The organism is Paenibacillus sp. LBL (assembly GCF_029893715.1).
GTDB classification, from domain to species: Bacteria; Bacillota; Bacilli; order Paenibacillales; family Paenibacillaceae; genus Paenibacillus_AQ; species Paenibacillus_AQ glucanolyticus.
Window position 1 is genome coordinate 1 of record NZ_JARXYU010000001.1, and the last position, 22,649, is coordinate 22,649.

Annotated in this window: 18 protein-coding genes and 1 pseudogene; 6 read left to right on the forward strand and 13 right to left on the reverse strand. The window is 48.2% G+C overall.

All coding sequences use genetic code 11. From position 1 onward, the window contains the following. Nucleotides 1–145: 145 nt before the first annotated feature. The 4 genes from odhB to M2277_RS00020 all read right to left on the reverse strand — a co-directional run bounded on the left by odhB (nt 146) and on the right by M2277_RS00020 (nt 6,052). Nucleotides 146–1,420, reverse strand: coding sequence for a 2-oxoglutarate dehydrogenase complex dihydrolipoyllysine-residue succinyltransferase (odhB, locus tag M2277_RS00005; protein ID WP_280753886.1), 1,275 nt, complete (start codon nt 1,418–1,420; stop codon nt 146–148). Between the two features lie 5 nt (nt 1,421–1,425). Further along, nucleotides 1,426–4,302 carry a 2-oxoglutarate dehydrogenase E1 component gene (locus M2277_RS00010; protein ID WP_006211172.1) on the reverse strand — a complete coding sequence of 959 codons (2,877 nt, stop codon included), beginning with the start codon at nt 4,300–4,302 and terminating at the stop codon, nt 1,426–1,428. A 222-nt stretch (nt 4,303–4,524) separates the two neighbouring features. Further along, entirely contained in the window at nt 4,525–5,427 is a 903-nt protein-coding gene (locus M2277_RS00015) for a DUF72 domain-containing protein (protein WP_280753887.1), read from the reverse strand. Between the two features lie 115 nt (nt 5,428–5,542). Continuing rightward, nucleotides 5,543–6,052, reverse strand: coding sequence for a metallophosphoesterase family protein (locus tag M2277_RS00020; RefSeq protein ID WP_280754292.1), 510 nt, complete (start codon nt 6,050–6,052; stop codon nt 5,543–5,545). A 248-nt stretch (nt 6,053–6,300) separates the two neighbouring features. Between M2277_RS00020 and M2277_RS00025 the strand changes: the two genes are divergently transcribed. Then, the gene (locus M2277_RS00025) at nt 6,301–6,939 is read left to right on the forward strand and encodes a LysE family transporter (RefSeq protein ID WP_006211175.1); all 639 of its coding nucleotides are present in this window, start codon (nt 6,301–6,303) and stop codon (nt 6,937–6,939) included. Here the strand turns inward: M2277_RS00025 and M2277_RS00030 are convergent. Continuing rightward, nucleotides 6,936–8,312 (reverse strand): amino acid permease, encoded by a 1,377-nt coding sequence (locus tag M2277_RS00030; protein ID WP_280753889.1) that lies wholly within the window; start codon nt 8,310–8,312, stop codon nt 6,936–6,938. The two genes, M2277_RS00025 and M2277_RS00030, sit on opposite strands and share 4 nt — an antisense overlap. A gap of 200 nt (nt 8,313–8,512) precedes the next feature. On the opposite strand from M2277_RS00030, the gene M2277_RS00035 reads away from it, so the two are divergent. From M2277_RS00035 to M2277_RS00045, 3 genes are all read left to right on the forward strand, one after another. Further along, nucleotides 8,513–9,616 (forward strand): GerAB/ArcD/ProY family transporter, encoded by a 1,104-nt coding sequence (locus M2277_RS00035; protein ID WP_280753890.1) that lies wholly within the window; start codon nt 8,513–8,515, stop codon nt 9,614–9,616. Beyond that, nucleotides 9,613–10,890: a spore germination protein gene (locus tag M2277_RS00040; protein ID WP_280753891.1), complete on the forward strand. Its 1,278-nt coding sequence runs from the start codon at nt 9,613–9,615 to the stop codon at nt 10,888–10,890. The genes M2277_RS00035 and M2277_RS00040 overlap by 4 nt, the downstream gene beginning before the upstream one ends. A gap of 130 nt (nt 10,891–11,020) precedes the next feature. Next, nucleotides 11,021–12,160: a Ger(x)C family spore germination protein gene (locus tag M2277_RS00045; RefSeq protein ID WP_148246959.1), complete on the forward strand. Its 1,140-nt coding sequence runs from the start codon at nt 11,021–11,023 to the stop codon at nt 12,158–12,160. Nucleotides 12,161–12,250: 90 nt separating this feature from the next. Here M2277_RS00045 and M2277_RS00050 read toward each other — a convergent pair whose 3' ends face one another. From M2277_RS00050 to M2277_RS00070, 5 genes and pseudogenes are all read right to left on the reverse strand, one after another. Beyond that, nucleotides 12,251–13,726 (reverse strand): PTS transporter subunit EIIC, encoded by a 1,476-nt coding sequence (locus tag M2277_RS00050; RefSeq protein WP_280753893.1) that lies wholly within the window; start codon nt 13,724–13,726, stop codon nt 12,251–12,253. 408 nt (nt 13,727–14,134) lie between these two features. Next, the gene (locus tag M2277_RS00055; protein WP_148246957.1) at nt 14,135–14,632 is read right to left on the reverse strand and encodes a PTS sugar transporter subunit IIA; all 498 of its coding nucleotides are present in this window, start codon (nt 14,630–14,632) and stop codon (nt 14,135–14,137) included. A gap of 1 nt (nt 14,633) precedes the next feature. Continuing rightward, nucleotides 14,634–15,521 carry a PRD domain-containing protein gene (locus M2277_RS00060; protein WP_006211184.1) on the reverse strand — a complete coding sequence of 296 codons (888 nt, stop codon included), beginning with the start codon at nt 15,519–15,521 and terminating at the stop codon, nt 14,634–14,636. Between the two features lie 277 nt (nt 15,522–15,798). Further along, nucleotides 15,799–17,943: a hybrid sensor histidine kinase/response regulator gene (locus M2277_RS00065; protein ID WP_348537767.1), complete on the reverse strand. Its 2,145-nt coding sequence runs from the start codon at nt 17,941–17,943 to the stop codon at nt 15,799–15,801. A gap of 18 nt (nt 17,944–17,961) precedes the next feature. Continuing rightward, a pseudogene (locus M2277_RS00070) lies at nt 17,962–18,483 on the reverse strand (CHASE3 domain-containing protein); the annotation flags it as partial. Between the two features lie 311 nt (nt 18,484–18,794). Between M2277_RS00070 and M2277_RS00075 the strand changes: the two are divergent. After that, complete coding sequence (locus tag M2277_RS00075; protein ID WP_280753894.1) at nt 18,795–19,295, forward strand: cupin domain-containing protein; 501 nt, start codon at nt 18,795–18,797, stop codon at nt 19,293–19,295. An 83-nt stretch (nt 19,296–19,378) separates the two neighbouring features. Here the strand turns inward: M2277_RS00075 and M2277_RS00080 are convergent, their stop codons facing one another. Further along, on the reverse strand, nt 19,379–19,756 hold the full coding sequence (locus M2277_RS00080) for a DivIVA domain-containing protein (RefSeq protein WP_036642178.1): 378 nt from the start codon (nt 19,754–19,756) through the stop codon (nt 19,379–19,381). Between the two features lie 235 nt (nt 19,757–19,991). Here M2277_RS00080 and M2277_RS00085 point away from each other — a divergent pair, with 235 nt between their 5' ends. Next, complete coding sequence (locus M2277_RS00085; protein WP_280753895.1) at nt 19,992–20,555, forward strand: TraR/DksA C4-type zinc finger protein; 564 nt, start codon at nt 19,992–19,994, stop codon at nt 20,553–20,555. 65 nt (nt 20,556–20,620) lie between these two features. On the opposite strand, the gene M2277_RS00090 is transcribed toward M2277_RS00085, so the two are convergent. Next, entirely contained in the window at nt 20,621–21,172 is a 552-nt protein-coding gene (locus M2277_RS00090; protein ID WP_280754294.1) for a helix-turn-helix domain-containing protein, read from the reverse strand. Nucleotides 21,173–21,264: 92 nt separating this feature from the next. Further along, on the reverse strand, nt 21,265–22,539 hold the full coding sequence (locus M2277_RS00095) for an MFS transporter (RefSeq protein ID WP_280753896.1): 1,275 nt from the start codon (nt 22,537–22,539) through the stop codon (nt 21,265–21,267). Nucleotides 22,540–22,649: the final 110 nt, after the last annotated feature.

Sequence of the window (22,649 nt, forward strand, 5' to 3'; positions counted from 1 at the left end):
AAACTAAACAACCAGTCGCCGGTTCATTTCCGCCAACTGGCTGCTTAAACTTGCAAGGTGTTTTGATCCCTGTCTCACAAACGGGGGTCAGTCCCGAATGTCCATGCGGCCTTCTTATTATGCAAGTCTCTCTTCTCTTGGATAATTATCCTTCCAGAAGCAGTGACTCCGGATCTTCAAGAAGCTCTTTAATCGTTACCAGGAAGCGAACCGCTTCGGATCCGTCAACGATTCGGTGATCGTAAGACAATGCGATGTACATCATAGGGCGGTTCTCCATGCGCTCAGCATCGATGGCTACTGGACGAAGCTGGATCTTGTGCATGCCGAGAATACCCACCTGAGGTGTATTCAGGATCGGTGTAGACAGCAGCGAGCCGAAGACGCCGCCGTTCGTAATCGTAAATGTTCCGCCTTGAAGTTCAGACAAGGACAGCGCATTATTGCGAGCTTTTGCAGCCAGATTGCCGATTTCCTTCTCAATCTCGGCGAAGCCCAGGCGATCCGCATCGCGAACGACCGGAACGACAAGTCCTTCCTTAGCGGATACCGCGATACCGATATCATAGAATTTCTTCACAACAATATCGTCGCCATCAATCTCCGCGTTAAGATGCGGGAATTTCTTCAGCGCGCCCACAACCGCTTTGGTGAAGAAGGACATGAAGCCGAGGCCTACGTCATGCTTCTCCTGGAATGCTTGCTTACGACGCTTGCGCACATCCAGAATCGCTGTCATATCGACTTCATTGAAGGTAGTCAGCATGGCAGCTGTATGCTGCGCTTCAACCAAACGATTCGCAATCGTTTGACGGCGGCGGGACATGCGGGTACGTTCAACCGGTTTGCCATACTCAGCAGCCGGAGCTGATGCTGCCGGTGCTGGCGTTGAAGCTGCAGGCTTGCTAGGTGCTGAGGGCTGCTTGGCTTCATTATGATTCTTCACATCATCATGGTAAATCCGACCGATCGGGTCGCGGCCCTGTACCTGGTCCAGATCAATCCCGCGCTCACGAGCCAGTTTGCGTGCGGATGGCGATGCAGTCAGGCCTGCTCCTTCCTCGCTTGGGGCCGGCACAGAAGCTTGTGGCTTAGGTGCTTCTGCAACTGGTGCTGGTGCAGCCTCCGGTTGTACAGGTGCAGGAGCTTCAGCAGCCTTCGATGCCGGTGCGCTTGCAACGCCTTCCTGTAGAGAAATTTGACCGATCACTTCCCCGATGGTCACATTCTCCCCTTCTTGACGAAGGATTTTTTCCACAACGCCTTCAGACTCTGCGCTAATTTCTAGATTAACCTTATCCGTTTCTAACTCGAGCAGAACATCACCGATGTTTACGCTATCCCCTTCTTTAACGTGCCATTTGAATATCGTTCCTTCGGTGATGGATTCGCCCATAGCTGGTACAGTAATTTCGCTCACAGCCGCTACCTCCCCAATGAGATCTGTTGATTTATAGTTTTACGATTAAGGGCAAAAGAAATGATGGTCTGTTGCTCATAAGCATGAACATCCTGATATCCGCTAGCCGGGCTCGAACGCTCAGGACGTCCGCTGTAACGGACCTCTGTGCCTTTTGGTGCAATTTCACGAATTCTCGGCTCCATGAAGCTCCAGCCGCCCATGTTCTGAGGTTCTTCCTGAACCCACAGAATCTCCTTCAGGTTCGGATATTTCTGCATAACACGGGAAATTTCCTCTTTAGGGAATGGATACAGCTGTTCCACACGAAGAACATGAATCCATGATTGGTCTTCATCCTTCTGCTTATCCAGCGCGTCCTCCAGATCGATCGCAACTTTCCCCGAGCACAGCACCAAGCGTTCGACCTTCTTCGGTGATTGGCCAAGACCAGGCTGTTCCATAACCTTCTGGAAGCCGCCTTCGCTGAATGCGTTCACCGGTGATGCCACACGCGGGTTGCGGATCAAGCTCTTCGGAGCCATGACAACCAGCGGACGGGCATCTTCCGTTTCAGTCAAAGACGCCTGCTTGCGAAGCAGATGGAAATACTGAGCAGCAGAAGTCAGATTCGCAACCGTCCAGTTATCTTCTCCGCTCAGCTGGAGGAAGCGTTCCAATCTTGCACTGGAGTGCTCAGGACCATTTCCTTCATATCCGTGAGGAAGCAGCATGACCATGCTGGATTTCTGTCTCCACTTCGAACGTCCAGCTGTAATGAACTGGTCAATGATAACTTGGGCACAGTTGGTGAAATCACCATATTGCGCTTCCCAGATAACCAAGGTCTCAGGAGAATATACATTGTAGCCATATTCGAATCCAACAACAGCTGCTTCTGTCAGCGGGCTGTTATGAATGGCGAACGAAGCTTTGGCTTGCGGCAAGCGGTGCAGCGGGCAGAAGGTTTCTCCATTAACCGCATCGTGAAGCACAAGGTTACGGTGAGCGAACGTTGCCCGCTCCGCATCCTGTCCGGTAATACGGATCGGCTTGCCATCCGCAAGAATCGTAGCGAAAGCCAGCGTCTCCGCATGACCCCAATCCACCTTCTCGCCTTCATCAAGGGAATTGCTGCGGCGCTCAAGGATGCGTTGAAGCTTCGGATATACCGTAAAGCCTTCAGGCCATTGCAGAAGCTCGCGATTAATCCCGCGCAGTACCTCTGCAGATACGTTCGTTGCAGCTTCCTTCTTCGATTTGCTATCGGTCGGTTTCAATCCTAGCAGGATCTGATCCACAGGATCCTTCGACTTTACGCTCTCATAAGAATTCTTCAATACCTCTACAACACGATTCTTCAATTCGTCCACTTGCTCCTGGGTCAGAACGTTTCCATCAACCAGCTTCTTCATATAGAGCGTGCTGACGGTTGGATGATTCTTAACCTTCTGATAGATCAGCGGTTGAGTGGTTTCCGGATCGTCCGTTTCGTTATGGCCATATTTACGGTAGCCAACCAGGTCAATCAGAATGCTCTTCTTGAACTTATTCCGATAGTCGCTGGCAAGTCGGGCAACGGCAATACATGCTTCCGGATCATCTGCGTTCACGTGGATAATCGGAATTTCATATCCTTTAGCCAGGTCACTCGCATAATGGGTCGATCTGGAATCCTTGCCCTCTGTCGTAAATCCGATACGGTTGTTCACGATAATGTGAATCGATCCACCCGTACGGTATGCCGGCAGCTTGTTGAAGTTCAGGGTTTCCGGCACGATGCCTTCGCCAGGGAATGCGGAATCGCCATGGATCTGAATGCTCAGCGCTTTGTTTACGTCCTGCTTCGGATATCCCGCTTCACCGCGTTCCTCCTGAGCCGCACGTGCAAAGCCCTCCACCACCGGATTGACATATTCCAGGTGACTCGGGTTATTCGCGAGCGTAATGCGAATCTCGCGTGCTTCATCCTTCTTCAGATAGCGGTCAGCTCCCAAGTGATACTTCACGTCACCTGTCCAGCCGTAGTTAATGCCCATGGAGCCTTCGGACGGCACCAGATGTTTATTCGGGGAGTGCATGAACTCCGAGAAAATCTTGCTGTAATCCTTACCCAGCACATGAGCCAGGACGTTCAAGCGTCCACGGTGCGCCATGCCCACCAGGATCGAGTTGACGTCCACTTCAGCCATCTGACGAACAATCTCATCCAGAAGCGGTACAAGCGCTTCGTTGCCTTCAACGGAGAAGCGCTTCGCACCTACAAACGTACGGTGCAGGAACTCCTCGAATTGTTCGGCCTCCAGCAGTTTTTTCAGAAGTCCCTTGCGCTCATCAGCGCTTATGTCGGACAAGAAACGGCCGGATTCCGCTTGTTGATTAAGCCACTTGCGTTCTTCTTCATCATGCACATGACTGAATTCGTAGGCAATAGAGCCTGTATATAGTTGTAACAGCCGCTGGATTGCCTCATAGCCGTTCTTGATATCACTAGGAGCCTCCTCCCAGACGATATCTGCAGGCAGAGCTGCCAAATCCGCTTGGCTGAGTTGGTAGCTTTCTGGTTGAAGCAGACGTGTGTCGGCTTCGTTTCCAATTCCAATTGGATCAATGTCGGCGGCAAGATGACCATAGGTTCTAATGTTCCACACCAGTTTGCCGGCAGCTACCCCTTTTTTCAATAATTGCGGGTCATAGCTTACACCTTGTCCCTGCGAATCCGCTTTCTTTTCATTGTTTTCCAAAGATGGAGGCGGTCCCCAGCTGGCGAACAGCTCACGGTATCCTGGCTCCACAGATTGCGGGTCTTGCAAAAACTTCTCATACTGATCTTGAATGTACCCCAAGTTCGGACCGTGATATTTCTGCCAGGGTCCCTCTGTCATTCTGTCAAGGGTCTTCATCGCTGACTCCCTCCGTCAGATTATTTTGATTGTTCATGGACGGAAATTCTGGTTTTACATTAAATTAACGTTTTCTTACGATTACATTATAATACACTTGACCTACTTACCGAAAATACCCTTTATATATAATAATGATCTCGGAAACAGATGAATTTGCGGCAACTTTTTGACGATTTGTCCATTCGCTAACCATTTATCTGTATGAGCATACAATTAAAGTCATTTATCGGTAAAAATATCCTCATCCAGCCAATTCATCTGCCTCAGCGGCTCGGGTCCGCTGTCCATTCCGAGTAAGCGAAGAAGCTGTTTCGCATTATCGGAAGCATCGCCTCCTGAATTGTTATTGAAGATTATCCAGCACTGCTCCGATTTCTCAAGCAGCTCTTCGATCCATCCCTTCCATTGATTGAGCTCCTCCAGGCTGTAACGGTACAAGTACCGCACCTCACGCCAGTTGGGCTGACCGCTGGAATGCCATCCCTCGGCATTGCGCCCATGCATTCGGATCATGACGGCACCGGTATCCGATGTCTCCAACACAACGGGCACAGAACCGATACCTGCCTGGGGCTCGTCAGCTATGCTGTGAATCCAACCTTCACTACGCATAAGCTCCATCGTCTTCTCGCGATATTCCGGCGCATACCAGCTCTGATGCCGAAATTCCAGAGCTACAGGAACATCCTTCATCCACTCCCGGGTGCGCTTCAGAATTTCCACGTGTTTGCGTTCGCACCCAAACCATGGCGGGTATTGAAAGAGAACCGCCCTTAACTTTCCCACCAATCGCAGTTCTTCAACCGAAGCGAGCAGATGCTCAAACATCATTTTTACATTCGGGTACCTGTCTTTGCCTTGGCCGCGCGCGTGACCCGTCATGCCTTGATAGGCCTTTACAATAAAACCGAAATGGTCCGGGACCGCGGCTGCCCATTTACTCATCTGTTCTGCTGAAGGAATGGCATAGAACGAATTGTCCATCTCCACAATCGGAAAATGCCTGCTGTACATTTCCAGCTTATCGGCAGCCCTTGCCCCTTCATCGTACAACTTGTCATGGTCTCCCCAGCCGGACAGCCCCATCTGAATCCGTTTCTCAAGCTTTTCTTCCTTTAACATAACAATCCTCTCATCAACATGATTTACCATATCGGGGACTTCTATTAATTAACCTCAACCCGGCGATTTCAAAAGCAAGCAGCCCCATACTGATTTTTCCAATGCCTGCAGGCACCTACTTCTGATCGTAAAAGATATGGCGTGCCTCCAGGGTTTCGTCCTGGATAAGAAGCCGTCCATACGAATACCGGGGCTGTCTGCGTTTGTCAGTTGCCGATCCCGGATTAAACATCAGCACGCCTTGTACATTTTCTAGGAAAGGAATATGGGAGTGACCGAACACTATGCAATCCACCTCGCTATCATGGAATGCCTTTCTTGCACGTGATGGCGTCGTCCCCCCTTGACCGTGTCCATGCACAATGCCGATTCGTTTTCCCTCGGCGAGGACAATCCTGTGGTATCCTAAGCGATCTATAATCACCTCATCGTCAACATTGCCGGCAACGCCCTCAACCGGAGCATACTGGCTCAGCAACTCGTAGAGCTCCCACTTGGACCAATCCCCTGCATGGATGATCAGATCCGAATGCCTAAGATCTTCTAACAGCGGAGCTGGAAGCTCCTTCGCCTTTTTGGGCATATGGGTGTCTGATAATACCGTAATTCGAAAAGGATGACTCATCCTGTGCAGCAGCCCCTTCTTGTTCACATCAGATGCAAGCAGCTTTGCTGCAGGCACTATTATATATCCTACCAAATATTTGGATTCAAATAAAACCGCGCTGAAGCTGCGCGGCTCTAAGGGGAGGATGAACAGAAAACATTTTCCAATTCACAGTTTTAGTTTGCCCCGAAGCTGAATACAATGTACGAGCATGCTTGTACGAGTCATGCTTCGTTCCATTCAATCAGGGATAAGGTGGGATAACAATGAGTGTTTTTCTAAGCTACATGATTCTGGGGCTCTCTCTGTCTGCACCGATTGGCCCAATCAATGCTGCTCAGCTTGATAAAGGCATTAAGAACGGTTTTTGGCACTCCTGGATGTTTGGCGTCGGCGCTGTGTTTGCTGATATTCTTTACATGATTCTGGTGTACCTGGGCGTCGTCCACTTCCTGAGCACTCCGTTTATGCAGACCTTTCTGTGGCTGTTTGGTGCCTTTGTGCTGATCTATACGGGATTTGAAAGCATCATGAATGCCAGTAAAATTACAATCAGCAGCGCGCGCAGTGAAGACTCCATTCCCAAAACCATGTTCTCCGGCTTTATTATGTCGGTATCCAATCCCATGACAATCCTGTTCTGGCTTGGCATCTATGGTTCCATTCTTGTTAAGGCCGCTGCGGACGATAACAGCTCCGGTCATATTTTTCTGTACAGCCTTGCGGTCATTGCAGGGGTTGTTGTATGGGATTTGTTCATGGCAGCACTCGGGAGCTTCTTCCGGAAATATTTAAGCCAGAGAGGACTCTCCATCATTTCCATTATATCTGGCGTATCCCTCATTGCCTTCGGTATCTATTTCGGCATTCGGGCATTAACCCTGCTCTATCCCCTCGTGTTTTAACGGGCAGGCTTCGGATTCAGTTTGGATTTGTTGAGCGTTTTCCCTTGACCGCTGCCGGATTTCTTCCATATTGGACGCATACATAGGACAACCAGACCGATGATGACAAGGAAGCCTAGACTGATCAAGAGCCCTGTTCGGCTCGTGGGATGCATTGCTGTTCCGCTTACCGCAGATACAATGAGCAGCATGCCGGTGTATCTTTTGATCTGCCCCCACATCGTAAGCTGTACTATTTTGCCTGCAGATATAAGGATAAACAGCCAGTTGTACAATAGCATGAGACCGGCTGCGGTCGTCAAATATTCATAGATCTTGCCAGGAATGAGCAGTGACAGGACGATGGAGAGAATCAGACCTCCTGCTGTAAGGGAAAGCGCATAGACCGGAGCCTGCCGATGAAACTTTTTGGCTGCAAAGACCTTGGGCGCGTCATGATCCTCTGATAAGGTCACGAGCATCGTTGTGACTGCATAGAGCGAGGCAACCATCGTCGAGAAACCGGCCACAATTAATACAGCATTAAAAATATGCGGGATGAACGGCAGCTGATAGGAGCTCAGTGCGACAACAAACGGACTCTTGGTCGTAGAGAATTGATTCCAGGCAACCATCATGACCGCCAGTCCAATTGATAGAACGTATACAATCGACAGCAAGATGATCATCACTTTACCCGACTTGGGTGCTTCCTTTGGATTTTTCAGACGTACGGCCATCATGCCCATTACTTCAATACCGCCGAAGGCGTAGAATGCAAAAATCAGGGAAGACCACACACCCTTTCCTCCCGCAGGGAAAAAAGCATTCAAACTTCCCGGAAAGTGCGGCTTTGTCCCGCCTTTTAGCCATCCCATCCATGCGGCCCCCGCAATGATCAGGAACATAACAATAGCAGCTACCTTTATAACCGCAAGTACATTCTCCAGCCTGTCAAACCCTTTGTTACCAAGCCATATGACAATCAGCCCAAGCACCGCGTATCCAGAGGCAAATATCCACATCGGAACGGACGGAAACCAGAAGCGTGAAAAAATAGCGAGGGCCGTCATTTGACTTCCCATGATCAATACCTCCGAGCACCAATACATCCAGCCTGTCGAGAAGCCTGCCCACCGGCCGAAGGCTTTTTTGGCATAGGTTCGGAATGAGCCCTTCTGCGGGTCTTCGGCCGTCATCTTCGCCAGCACATCGAATACAAAATAGGTCGCTGCCGCTGCCAATATAATAGATAGAAGAAATGCAGGCCCACCCAATCTAATGCCAAGTGCAGATCCGAGAAAATAGCCTGTTCCGATGGTGGATGCCACCCCGAGCAGCGACAGCTGCCACCATTTCAAGTTCCCTTCCTTCGACTTCGCCCCTCTGTTCACGGTCTTATCCTCCAGACTTCATAATAAGTACTTCAAAACTTTCCTTATTATGAAGGGAATCTCCATGCATTATGTACCAGGTGTCTGTCCTTATAATCCCTATTTGTATTGCATTGCACCTTTCACTGGATATCCTCGCATATTTTGGCTGTTCCCCGAGAACTCTAAGCTGAAGAAAGTGAAATGGGGGATCGAATAACATGTCCGTTGCTCGCGGTATTCCAACGAATCAAGTATTCATGATTATGATGTTGACTGCCGGTTTGACCAACCATGTCATGATTATTCCTGTCCTGCTTGAAAAGTCAGGCCGGGATGCCTGGATTACAATTCTCTTGTCAGCGTTCTTGTTCATGCCCTGGATTCTGCTTATATACGGAATTATCAAGAAAATCGGCGACCGCACATTAACGCAGGCATTAGACGAAAGCAGCGGAAAATGGGCTCGCATCATCGTGATGGGCATGTCCGGATTGTATTTTTTCTCCTTTTCATTTTATACATTGAAGGAAGTGATCGACTGGACCAAATCCACCTACATGATCCAAACGCCGGTCATCGCAACCGCATTGGTCCTCATGTTACTATGCCTCGTCAGCGTGAATCATGGCATCAAAACCATTGGGGTTTCTGCAGGGATATTACTTCCTTTTGTTGTCTTACTGGGAATATTCGTATCCATAGCCAACCTGAAGGTCAAAAATTACAATTATCTGCTGCCCATTCTGGAAGATGGGTTCATGCCTATACTTAGCGGAATCCCTGTCATGTTCGGCGGGCTTTCGCAAATTTTCTTAATCCTGTTTCTCCGTCCCCACCTTCAGAAAAAGCCGCGTTTTGTTACGGTTCTGCTCATCCATCTGATCTTCATCTTTTTAACGTTTGGTCCAACGATCGGAGGCATTGCCGAATTCGGTCCGGAAGAAATGAAGCTGCAGCGGTATCCGGCTTATGAGCAGTGGCGGCTCGTCAAGCTCGGAAAATTCGTGGAGCATGTTGATTTCTTTTCCATATTCCAGTGGCTGAGCGGAGCTTATGTCTCTATATCGATCTGCATCTATTTGCTATGTGAAGCGCTGCTGCCCAAAACCAAGCGGAGAACCGGCGTGTTAGCCATTTCCACGCTGCTTATCATCCTGTGCGCCTCACCAATCAGCAATCTGAAAATGTATTATGCGATGGCTGATTATTTTATGCCTGTATCCGCCGTGTATCTTACCGTGTTATGTCTGCTGATGTTTTTCTTAATCCACAAGCAGCAGCAAGCGAATTCCATTACAGCGAAAGGAGAATCTCAACCATGACCATTACCGAGCAGCAGCTCCGAGAACGTTATGCCGATTCCAATGACATCTATATTTCGTCTTATCCTGGGATGGAAGGCGCGGCACAACCATGGGCTCTTATGATATACAGTCCGATGATGTGCGACTCCCAGCTGATGTCCAAAATCCTGCTGCCCGTCATCAGTAAGGAATGGAATATTTCCGTTACGCAAAAACATGAGTTTGATCCGGGACATCTCGAATACTATCTTACTCTTGACTCCGCTGAGGCCAGCGCTGAATCCATTGATGACATTGTTTTCTCAGGCTATGTTGCGCTGTATTTCCCCAAGGATAACAAGTTATTCTCCTATAGTGCCTGCAAAAGAATCGGACGAGTACCCGAAGAAACGGCATCGGAAACTTCGATTAAGGGGCCGCGAGACGGATTTGTGGAGGAACTGGACGTCAACGTGTCCCTCATTCGCAAACGCCTGAAATCTCCGGATCTTGTCTACACCTCCTTCAAGCTGGGTGACCGGAGCAAAACCTCCGTAGGCATCATGTATTTGAAGGACAAGGTTATACCGGAAACGGTGAAGGAAGTCGAAGAGAGACTGAATCATTACTCCGGTGATTCACCGGTGGGCATCGGTGAACTCGCTGAACATATAACACCCTACCGATTTACGGTACTGCCGATGTTTGATTATACGGGACGGACGGATCTCGCATACGATTCTTTAACGCGCGGCAGATTGATCATTATTATGCAGGGAAGTCCCGTGGTATTGATTGCACCTGCCAGCTTTATGCAGCTCCTGTTTGCTGCCGAGGACCCGCAAATGCCATTTTATTTTGTATTTCCATGGAGAATCCTTAGGCTTGTGGGCTTCCTGATATCCATCCTGCTTCCGGGTTTCTATATTACACTGATGTCGTTCCACCAGGATCAGATCCCTTTTCCGCTGCTGGCAACGGTGGCCAACACCCGGCTCGGACTTCCTATTCCGACCGGAATCGAAATGCTGGTCATCCTGTTTCTGCTCACCCTGCTGCGGGAGGCCGGCATGCAGATGCCTTCTCCTATCGCATCCACCATCACGGTTGTGTCCGGTATTATTATCGGCGATGCCGCCATTCGAGGGGGATTCTTCTCGCCTACAATGACCGTAGTCGGTGCATTGGCCTTTGTGGCCGGTTCGACCCACTCCAATCAGGACTTTGTGGTAACCCAGACGATTTTGCGTTTTTTTGTGCTTGCTTTCTCTTCGGTATTCGGATTATTCGGTTTTTTATCGCGATATTCTTGATGGTGCAGTATGCGGCCAACCATAATCCGTTCGGACAGCCCTTTCTCGCTCCCTTCTCCCCCTTCTCCCTGTCCAAGATCATTCGCAATCTCATGAGGTTTCCGGGTAAGCGAAAAAAAGGCGGGGCATTATGAGACGGGTCTTGATGCTTGTAGGTATATTGTCTTTTTTGCTCACAGGGTGCTGGGACAACAAAGAAGTACAGGATATCAACTACATCACTGCACTGGGTGTCGATTATAAAGACGGGAATTATATCATCTATGTGCAGATGCTTGACTTCGCTACAATTGCCAAGCAAGAAAGCGGCAAACAAACGGAGAAAGCACCCATCTGGGTCGGGAGAGGTACCGGAACTACACTGGCCGGAGCATTGATAGACCTGTATACGTCAAGTCAGCAGCGAGTTTCCTGGGGACATGTCACGGCATTGGTACTTACGGAAGCCGTATTAAAGCCTGATCAGATGTCCCAAGTGTTTGACCTGACCAATCGTTCCCAGGAAATCCGCTATACTAAATGGGTATACGGCACTCAGGATAGCATGGAGGACCTGTTCACCGTCTCGCCATTCTTTCAACTCTCTCCCCTTCATTCGCTGCTGCATGAACCCAAAGAAAGCTACGATCAGTTCTCGTTCATACGCCCGATCCAATTCGTCAATTTCATTCGGCTCTACCGGGAAAGAGCGGCTACAGTTGTCCTTCCGTCCATTCATATCTCCAGTCAAAACTGGTCTGAAAATCTGAAGCAGCACCCGATTCTGGAGGTCAGCGGCGCCTTTATGATTAAAAACCAGAAGCTGATGGGCTGGCTCAGCCGCTCCGACCTGCTAGGTACCCGCTGGTTGGCTTCCCCGCACACCCACGCTTCCATCATCGTGCAAGAGGAGGGGGAAGCCATTGGGAGCATCAGCCTGGAGAAGCCTCAATCCTCGATTGAGATCATACGCGAACCCGACGACGTGGCCTACAGAATTAAACTTAACGTAACGGGGACGGTACAGAATATGTACAAGAAGGTTGGTGTCAGCGAGATGAAGCGGTTAACCGAAGCCACGCTGAAGAAAGAGATGCATACCACCTTTCATAAGGCTGCTCTGCTAAAAGCCGACCCCTACGAGTTATGTCTTCAGTTGTATCGAACCGACCCCAAACTATGGAAGAAATTAGTCGAGCAGAAAAAAGAAATCCATGATGCTTCCCTTCGCGAGCTTGAGGTCGATGTCAATCTTCGCTTCTGGGGACAACGTAAAAATCTGAACCGGTAACCATCCGAAGCCGCGATGGATTGGTCATTGCCATGTACGCAAAAAAGAAGCAGGCCGCTGAATAACCGGCCTGCTTCTTTACTTGTTGAATTATTTTTTCATGATATCCTTGATGTCGTCTTTAATGGATTCTGCCTGCGGTCCGAATACGATCTGAACCGCACCCTGACCCAGACGCATGACACCGGATGCGCCTAATTTTTTCAATTCCGAATCTTTTACGGCCTTCTCGTCCTTAACAACAAGGCGCAGGCGCGTGATACAAGCATCGATGCTGGTAATATTATCGGCACCGCCGATATTTTGCAGGACCTTGGCCGCCTTGGACTCTTTGGATACTGCACCGGATGGAGACTGGCCATCGGTTCCAGCGTCCTCAGAGGACAGATCCAAATCGTCGTCATCCTCGCGTCCAGGCGTCTTCAAGTTCAGCTTGACGATCAGGAATCTGAACAGCAGATAGTAAACTACACCGAAAGCCAATCCTACCGGAAAGAGAAGCCAAGCGTTGGTGGACAGCTTCAGATATAAGAGATAGTCAATCATACCAGCCGAGAAGGCGAAGCCCAAATGTACATCCAGCAAGTACATGATTAAACCTGATAGACCTGCTAAAAGCGCATGCACAACGTACAGTACAGGAGCGAGGAACATAAACGCGAATTCTAGCGGCTCTGTAATACCGGTCAAGAACGAAGCAACTGCCGAACTGATCACAAGAGAACCGACCAACTTACGTTTGGATGGCTTTGCCGTATGGACGAAGGCCAGTGCTATTGCAGGCACTGCAAACATCATAATAGGAAAGAATCCACTCATAAACATACCTGCCGATTTGTCTCCATGCATGAATCGGGTCAGGTCACCTTGAACAACCTGACCTGCAGCGTTCGTGAAATCACCAATTTGAAACCAGGCAATCGTGTTAAGAACATGGTGCAAACCAGTAGGAATTAGCAATCGGTTCGCCGTGCCGAAGAGGAATGCTCCAATTCCGCCAAGCCCTACAATCCAGTTACCGAAAGCTGCAATACCGAGCTGTATTGGATACCAGATCATACCGACTAAGGCAGCTAAAACTAAAACAGAGGCAGCCGTAATGATAGGCACGAACCGTTTGCCGGCAAAGAAACCGAGCCAATCCGGCAGCTTAATTTTGTGATATTTATTAAACAAATACGCGGACCATACACCTACCAAAATACCGCCGAGCACACCCATATTCAACTTTACATCATCTGCGATAAAGGGTATTTGCAAAGGTACTTTTTCCAATACCCTTGTCAGCACCAAATAACCAATCAAAGCGGATAGAGCGGCAACAGCATCCCCAGCGAAACCGATTGCAACCCCGATGGCGAAGATAATCGGCAAATTGTCCAGAATCGCAAGGGCACCGGAGGTCATGAACGGAGTTACATATTGATTCAGAAAAGCTCCGAAAGCCCCTAGAGGTATATCTTTTTGATAGTCAATCAATCCAAGCCCCTGCAAGATACCTGCCGCAGGTAGTGTAGCCACGGGCAGCATAAGGGACTTACCCAGCTTTTGCAATTTAGCCAGCATGTCAATCATCCTTTCAACTTCAATAATTTAGTTTTCTACTGAAAACGTTTACATAATGCGTCGAATATATAACTGTTTCGTCCCTCCATTCGGGTAAAAAAAGAATCCTCCTCCTCGCGGGTTTCTTGTATTCATCGAAGATTCTTCAAAAAGAGCGACGATGACTAGAGAGGTACGTTATCTTGTGATATAGAACTCGGTCTGACCTGCTAAAACAATGTGCATTCTATATCAACAAAAAAAGCCAAGGAGGACGGTGACTAAATAAAAATAGTCATGGTCTTCCTTGGCTCATGCCCACAAACGCGGTAACACGCCGTTCTCTTATTCAATTCTGCTGTTATCTTAATTCAGGTGTTCCTGTTTTGTCAATATCCAATATTTCAATCCATGATTCATTATGTTGCACTACTTCAATTCAATGGTGAGGACATGATCTTGCCCGGATACGACATCGCCAATCTGCCCTTCGACCTTTGAAGCCACTTCATCCGCATTAGTCACAATGATTGGTGTAATCGTCGGATAACCCGCGGCCTTGATAGCGGCCATGTCGAACTCAATGAGAGTCTGACCCGACTTCACCTGATCTCCAGCTTGAACATGACTGGTAAAACCTTCGCCCTTAAGACCGACCGTATTAATCCCAATATGAAATAAATACTGAAGCTGCGTCGCCGGATCTTCCAGCATCACGGCATGCTTCGATTTAATGACATGGGCAACCGTACCGTCAAACGGGGCTATTAATTTCCCCTCTGAAGGCTCGATGGCAATGCCTTGGCCCATATGCCCGGCAGCAAACGCCTCATCCGGCACTTGGGATAAGGGTACTGCTTTACCTGACAATGGAGCTGTGACTTGAATGGCTGTTGCTGTCTTTTTCTTTTTCCAACGATCGAACATATTATGATTCCTCCCTGGGTTGATTCTTCTGCTGTAGTCGGCCTGTAAACAGCCGATATAAATGCATGGCTAGAAAGCAGATTTCCGCTTCCGGTACTTTCTTGCCGAGTTCCTTCTCCATCATTGCCGCAAGACGAGCAGCCATACCGTACTCATAAGTGAACTTGGTACGAATCTGTTCTGCGAACGGATTATCCACGTGGATCTCCTGGTTCAGCATACGATCTACGGAGAATCTCAAATGCATGAGAAGGCGGACATAATCCATACTCCCCCGGTCGAAGGTCGTCTGCCGCTCCTCTTCTATATATTTCACCAAACTTCCCACCACATTCGAGGCCTTCACCAGATGGCCTACCGGCACATGGCTGACAGCAGAATAAACATGATAGGTCAAGAAACCAATCTCGTCCTCCGGAACCTCGATGTGAAAGGTCTGGCCGATGATTTCCGCTGCTTTGGCTGCGATATCATATTCTTTCGGGAAGCTGATTCGGGTCTCTTCAAGGAAAGGGTTTATAATATCCATACCCTTACGGATTCTGTAGATCGTAAACTGGATATGGCTCGGTAAAGCCAAATATACCTTGTCGTTTAATGTGCCCGGAAATTCCTGTCCTATGAGATTGAGTATCTGGTCTGTGATCTCCATCACCAGTGGATCAAATTCTTCCAGCAGATGGTGAGCTTGACTCCACTGCTCCCGATCCTCGAGCCTGAACAGCTTCTCAATCCGCTCATCGTCCGAGGAGATCGTGCCGCCTGTTTTTGCTCCAAAGCCAATTCCTTTGCCGAGGATGACGTATTCCAATTCTTTTTTGCCGCCATTGACCATCACGACATTATTACCTATAACACGCACAACTGTAAACAACTCGATCCCGCTCATTGACTTCCCCCTTTCCTTTAAGTTTAATCAGAGAACAGCCGAAGGATTCATGTCCGAAGATAAGCTCCAAGCAAATTCCCACAAACATGAAAAAAGCCAAGAAAAGACCCCTTTGAAAGCTGTCTCTTCTTGGCTCATGCCCTGCTAAGGTAACACGCCGTCTCTTGTTGGTGCTATAACCCCATCATAAAACAATCCGCTTGCATTCGTCAACATTTGACGCTCGAAACTGGACATCCCAGGCGGGAATTCACACCAAGCCCATTAACGGAATTCGTTAATTCCCTACCCATTTCTGAAGAGCGACAATAACCTCGTGAATATGAACCGGCTTATGAATATAACCGTTGGCACCATCGGCAAGGAATTGATCCTTATCCCTCATGGCATTCGAACTCATCACGATAATGGGAAGGTCGGACCACTCCGAATTCTCTCGAATCCGTTTCATTGTTTCGATTCCGTCCATCTCGGGCATCACCAGATCCAACAAAACCGCATTGATAGAGGATTGTTTATTCAGCACCTCCAGGCATTCATAACCATTTTGTGCTGTATGCACGGTCATCTGGAGTTTCTCCAGCGCATTGGTCAAACCATACACATTACGAATATCGTCGTCCACGATTAATACCGTTTTGTGTTCCAATTGGCTAAGCTCGTCCAGCTCATACTCCTCTATCCGTATATCACTCAAGCTCGTATGGCTTGCGGCAGCGGCCACCTCAGGCAGCACAAATAAGCTTTCGCTTCCGCCATACTCTGTTACGAGCGGCAAATACAAGACAAAGATACTTCCGCTTCCTTCCTCGCTCTCGACGGTAATATATCCGCCCAGCAGCTTGGCAAGATGAAGCGATATGGATAAACCGAGACCCGTTCCACCGAATCTTCTGGCAGTGGTTTCTTCCCCCTGCTGGAAGGCTTCAAAGATCGGTTGAAGATGCTCTGCCGCAATCCCGATACCGGTATCCTCCACTGAAAATGCAATGACTTCTCCACTGATGATGAAATCCGAAGTGACAATCGAATTCATTTTCTTTACAGACAGTTTTACGCTGCCGCTCTCTGTGAACTTGATGGCATTCGAGAGCAGGTTGCGCAGAATTTGATGGAGCCTCATCCCATCGCTGTACATCATGTCGGGCAGATCTTCCGCCATCTCAATTTCAAACTCCAGATTTTTGGACTCTGCACTCTTGGAGAAATACCCTTCCATCAATTCCGGCAGCTCTGTCAGATTTACCAGGTCCATCTCGATCTGCAACTTACCGGCTTCCACTTTGGACAGATCCAGAATATCATTGATTAAATTCAGCAGCTCACTGCCTGAATTATGAATGACAGAAGCATAATGCTGCTCTTCCTCTGTCAGGTTGCCCTGCTTATTCTCCGATAAAATCTGAGACAGGATTAACATGCTGTTCAGCGGTGTCCGAAGTTCATGGGACATATTCGCCAGAAATTGAGACTTATACTTGGAGCTCTTCTCCAGCTCCTTCGCATAATTCTCCAGTTCACTGGCTGCTATTAACGCCGCTTCCTTCTGGGCTCCCAGACGTTCATTCAGAAGATGCATCTCAACCGAGTGGGCTTGCAGCTCCTCCGTCTGTGTCTGCAGTTCTTCCGTCTGACTCTGCAGCTCCTCATTCAAGGTCTGCGATTCGTGATATAACTGCTGGATCTCCATTTTACTTCGAATCGAGTTCAGCGTAACCCCAAGCTGTTGATTAAGCTGTTCGAGCAGCTGGATTTCCAGTTCATCAAAGGGTTTGAATTTGGCTAATTCAATTACGCCAAGGACTTGCCCCTCGAACATCACAGGTGCAAGCAGCAAGGTCGTAGGCTCAGCATCACCCAGACCCGATTCTATCCGCACATAGTTCGGCGGGATATCGTCCAGAATAATCATTCGCTGCTCCAGCATACATTGACCCACCAAACCTTCACCTGGCAGGAAACGGTCTCTGACCTTGTTCCAGGGCTCACCATCAGGGTCAGCAAAAGCCGCGGCCTTTACCAATTCTGAACCGTCCCGGTTAATAAAAACAGCTCCGTACGGCAGCTTCATGATTAAAGCAAGCTTATGAATGAAAAATTGCACGGCCGTCTCCACGCGATCAGAAGATTGAAGCAGAGTGGACATGATCGAAATATGATCCTTGGCCCAATTCTGTCTCCCGACCTGTGCCAGCAGCTCGTTGGTTGTATCAGCCAACTGCCTCACCTCATCGTTGGAGCGCACATGGATCCGTTGGGACATATTGCCCCCTTTAACGATATCAGAGATGATATGGGTTACTTGAGAGATCGGTCTTACAATGCTCTTGGAAATAATCAAAGCCGCACAGATCGTAATCAGAGCTGCTCCGGCCCACAACGCATACATCATATACAGCAATTGGGTGTTGCTATCCTTCATGTCGTCAATCCTGCTTGTTGTCAGCTCACGTTCTGTGTCTCGGAACGAGAGGAACAACTCGTGAATGGAGTTCATCGCTTGCTGTCCGGGATCGTTGATGAAGAAATGAAGGGCTTCCTCATCTTGTCCAAGCTGTTTCAATTGAACCGCAGGCTGGCCCGCATTGGTAATCCATTCCTGGATATTCTCTTTGATATTGTCCAAATGATTCGCTTGCTCAGAACTTTCGCTTACCAACTGTTACAGCTTGTTGTACTTAATTTGCCAGGACGACAACGCTTGGTTGAACGGCTCCAGATAGGTCTCGTCACCCGTGATAACATACCCGCGTTGACCGGTTTCCATCTCCAGCAAATCCTTCTCGATTTCGTGCGTCAAATTATGTACTTCGATATCATGCTCCTCTATAAAATCCGCCTCTTGCTGCAGTGAAGAGATGCGGTCCGATACAATCCAGAGAAAAGCTCCAAGACATAACAGTATCAACAAATATCCGATTACAATCTTGCTGCGGATATTGATTTTCAGGTTGTTAGACAAGTGGCTAACCTCCCTTGTTCTCTATCAGAATAGGTCTGCTCCTATCCTCATAGTAATTGTTATGAAAATGGTTTACAAGCAAAACCATTTTGCATGATCTCAATGCTACTTTAGTCGTAGGCAGTCAGATTTATAAAATCCAAGCATATGTATAGAGAACAACCCCTGTACAGCTTCTATTGACACATTTAGAAAAGGAGGACCGCTCTTATGATGACCTCTACGGCGCTTACGGCGAATTTACATTGACCCGGCATGTATTCCATCTGAGGAGGCAGGCCGAACGTATAACTGGTCAAGGACACGCCCATGTGTCATCTCAGGAGTTGCCCCTGCTCAAAGGCATGTTCGTGTCAGAAATCCACCTAGGGCGCGGCAAGGTGCTTTCCCCTCATGGTCATCCGGACACCGACGAATTATGCTATGTTATTAACGGAGAAATCAGCTATTCCCTGGTTGATCCGTGCAGCAACCAGGTTCACGCATTACACGTTTCGCCGGGTCAGATGGTACATGCTCCGGTTGGCTGGTGTCACTGGGTTACCTCACTCACCCCTGACACGATTTTGCTATTCATGTATAACGCGGAGCATCCGCACCAGATGGACATTGCCCCGTTATGGTCTCATGCATTGCGTGAAGCAGACCCATTACAAATCAATGACGTCCACACACAACAGCAAGCGGGGCCAATCCTCCCCTCTGTTCCAATACAAGAAAAAATGCAGTCAGTCGTTCAAAAAAGCCCCCTTCCAGCTCCACCCTTAATCATGGCTTCGAACCACAGCAACAAAACCACACACAGCCGATGAGTTGGCCATGTGTGGTTTTGTTATAAGGACGCTTGTTATGTAATGATTCCGAGCGTGTAATTTATACTGCCTGTTGACTGCTTCTAGTCAATATAAAACCTTTGTTCAGGGCGAATTTGCTTCTTCAGCAGACGCAAATCAGCTTCGAGCTTTGCAACGGTTTCCTCAATCTCTTCCGGATTGAGCGCAGGACGTTCTGCTTCTGGCTTAACCCCGGCTCTAAGATCACGAATAATGATCTGCTGCTCCTGCCATTTATCCATAAGATCTGAGATGGTTGCGTAAAAACGCTCATAATCTTGAATGACTTCGTCCAGGAAGGAATCCACTTCCTCCTGATCATAACCCCGCAGCTTATTCGAAAAATTCTTTTCATGGATAGACAAAGCGTCCAGTTGAATGCCTAGTTGCCGAAAAAGCTTTTTCTGTTTATCCAATCGGCGTTTCATGTGTTCATCCATAATGATTTACCTCCAAATATTGGCGCAGCCCGTCTTTAAAGACTTCTCTCTCTATCTTTGTTTATATCATATTAAGCACTGCGATTAAAACACTCCGGGGCTTTTTTGGAGAATGTTCCAAAAGCGATAGGCCGCCATTCCCATAATAAATGTGATTGTTACCAACACATTTCGGGTATTGAAAATACATGGGCAGCTTTTAATGGAGCTAAGCTAGAGAGGAGCGACTTTTGATATGACTTCCATAACAAAACAACAATACAATGAACTTCGACAACGGTTGCTCAGCGATCAGGAACGATTAGAGCAGCAGCTCGAGTCCCATGAGGGAACCAACACGAACAATTCGCTTCGCGATTCAACGGGTGAGCTGAGCGCTGCCGATAACCATCCTGCCGACGTAGGAACAGAGGTCTTCGAACGCGGGCGGGACCTGGCCATTCAAGAAACACTTGCTGACGAGCTGGAGCAGATCCGATCTGCATTACAACGAATGGACCAGGGACAATACGGTACTTGTGCAGAATGCGGACAGGAAATTCCCTATGAGCGGCTGGAAGCCATACCTTATACCGCCTACTGTGTCGAGCATTCTCCCAGACAGGATCTATCCGATAATCGGCCGGTTGAAGAAGATGTTATAACTCCGCCACCCTCCGGAGCAGGTATCAACCGCCAACGAGAAGACGGAAGATTTGACGACGCCGGTGCATGGGAGGCTGTAGAAGACTATGGAACCTCCACATCGCCCGGCATGTCCACTCAGCCTGGACAAGATGACTATAAGAACAATGTATGAACCCGTTCAGCAAAATAGAAGGCAAAGCTGGTACCAAGCCCTTAGGTACCAGCTTTATTTCGGATTCAGGATTCTTCCTTATTCCGAATATTAGAAGCAAAGAACTCGTATTCGTGATATCCTTCGCCTCGTTTCTTTTTATAAGGGGTCAGCATTTTGTCCAGTTCAACAAAGAATTCACGCGCCTCATCCTCACTCATATACACCGAAGTATTGGTTAGCATGGACGTCGTTTCGTCATCTTTACTCATGTTCTTGAAGAAGCGGTCCCTGTTCTGATCGAACAGTTCGGATAATAGTTTGTTCGTCTCCGACCGAATTAATTCCTTAATGACAGGCTCCTCGGAGTTTTTTCCGCGTTTGATCTTTACTGTGCCTGCAAAGGGTTCATAATATTTAGCGATGATACCATTGATCTCTTTCGTGGATACGATTTTAACGAGTCCGATTCTCTCCAATTTCTTCATATGATAATGAACTTTAGCCGGCACGTCGCCGATCTTATCCGCTACTTCCTTCACCGTTGCCGCACGATCCATCCTGTTCAATACATTCAATATCTGGAGCCGATATGGATCTGAATATATTTTGATCTCTTCCAGTGTAGTGAGTTCCATCGTTTCCACACCGTACACCTCAGCTTCACGTTAATTTTTCACTTCTTTTCATTATAGGCCGAGAATGTCGAAATTACAAAACAGCCCAAAGTTTAGATGGCACGGAAACTTCTTTTTCGGATCAGAAACAGCACGGGCAGCATCATCATGAATCCCATCATCATAAAGAGCACCGGAGGCGATTGATGCTCTGCCACAAAGCCTGTGATTACACTGCCCACAGGAATTGCGGCCGTACATAACACCGCCATAAGGGCACTAATCCTGCCGAGCATATGCCTAGGCGTGACTTCCATCAGATAAGTGGATATCGGAGCATTCAGCATGGAAACCGCAAACCCTGTAATGAACATGCACACCGCAGCCGACTCAACCCGGAATGCAGGCATATGCCCTGGAATCCCCAAAGCAAAGTAACCGATTCCGAGCAGTATCGAACCTGACATCATCAAGGTACTCTTTTTGAAGCTCTTGCCGAAGCGCCCGATCCATAACCCGCTGCAGATCATGCCGATCAGCAGCGCCGTTCCGAGCACACTCAATCCTCCCGCTCCCGCACCCAAGGTTTCTCTGACATAAACCGGCTGCAATACATTTAGCGGTGCCAGACAAAAATTATTAATCATGGCGAGAACGGTTGTTATCAACAGCAGTGTATGCTGCTTAACAAACAGGAGAGCTTCTTTAATATCACCTAGGACTGTCTTCTTCTCTTCCACAGACTGTGTAGGAGTTATTCCTACTTCAGCCAAGTCAGCAGCATCCGGATTTGGCATAAAACCGACAATGATGGCTGCAAGGATAAAGGTCACGGCATCAACCAAAATGGTACCCGAGATTCCAATCAGGGCGATGAGCGCTCCCGCAATGGATAAACCGATCAGTTCAGCGCTGCGGCTAATGGAAGAGGAGAATGAATTGCCTGTCAGCAGCTTCTCCTTCGGAAGCAGCCTGGGCACAATGGACGTCTCAGCGGGCCGCGAGAAACACTCGAGCGTTGAATTAATGAAGGTAAACACGAACAAATGCCATACTTCGAGTGAACCCAGTGCATATAAAATGGCGGTTATCGATACCATGAGGCCACGGCTGAGGTAGGTCAGCATCAGGACCAACTTCTTCGGCCAGCGATCCACATAGGTCCCGGTAAATAAACTGAATAGCAATCCAGGCAAGAAGTTAAAAGCGAACAATGTGCCCATTAAAAGCTCTGAGCCTGTAAGCATGTAGACCATCCAGCTGTATGCAATGGAATCCAGTGAATCTCCAAATCGGGTAATCGCCTGAGCAGACAAATAAATCATGTACGGACGAATCTTCAAGAGCTGACCAAAGCCTTGCTTTTCCACAACAGCAGCATTTTGCATTTTCTTATCTCCTCTTCGTAAAATAAATAATTCTGCACGTTAAATTTTTTCGCCTGTTAAAATAATATTTACGTTAAAATTATTTTATCGTTAAATTTATTTTAACGATT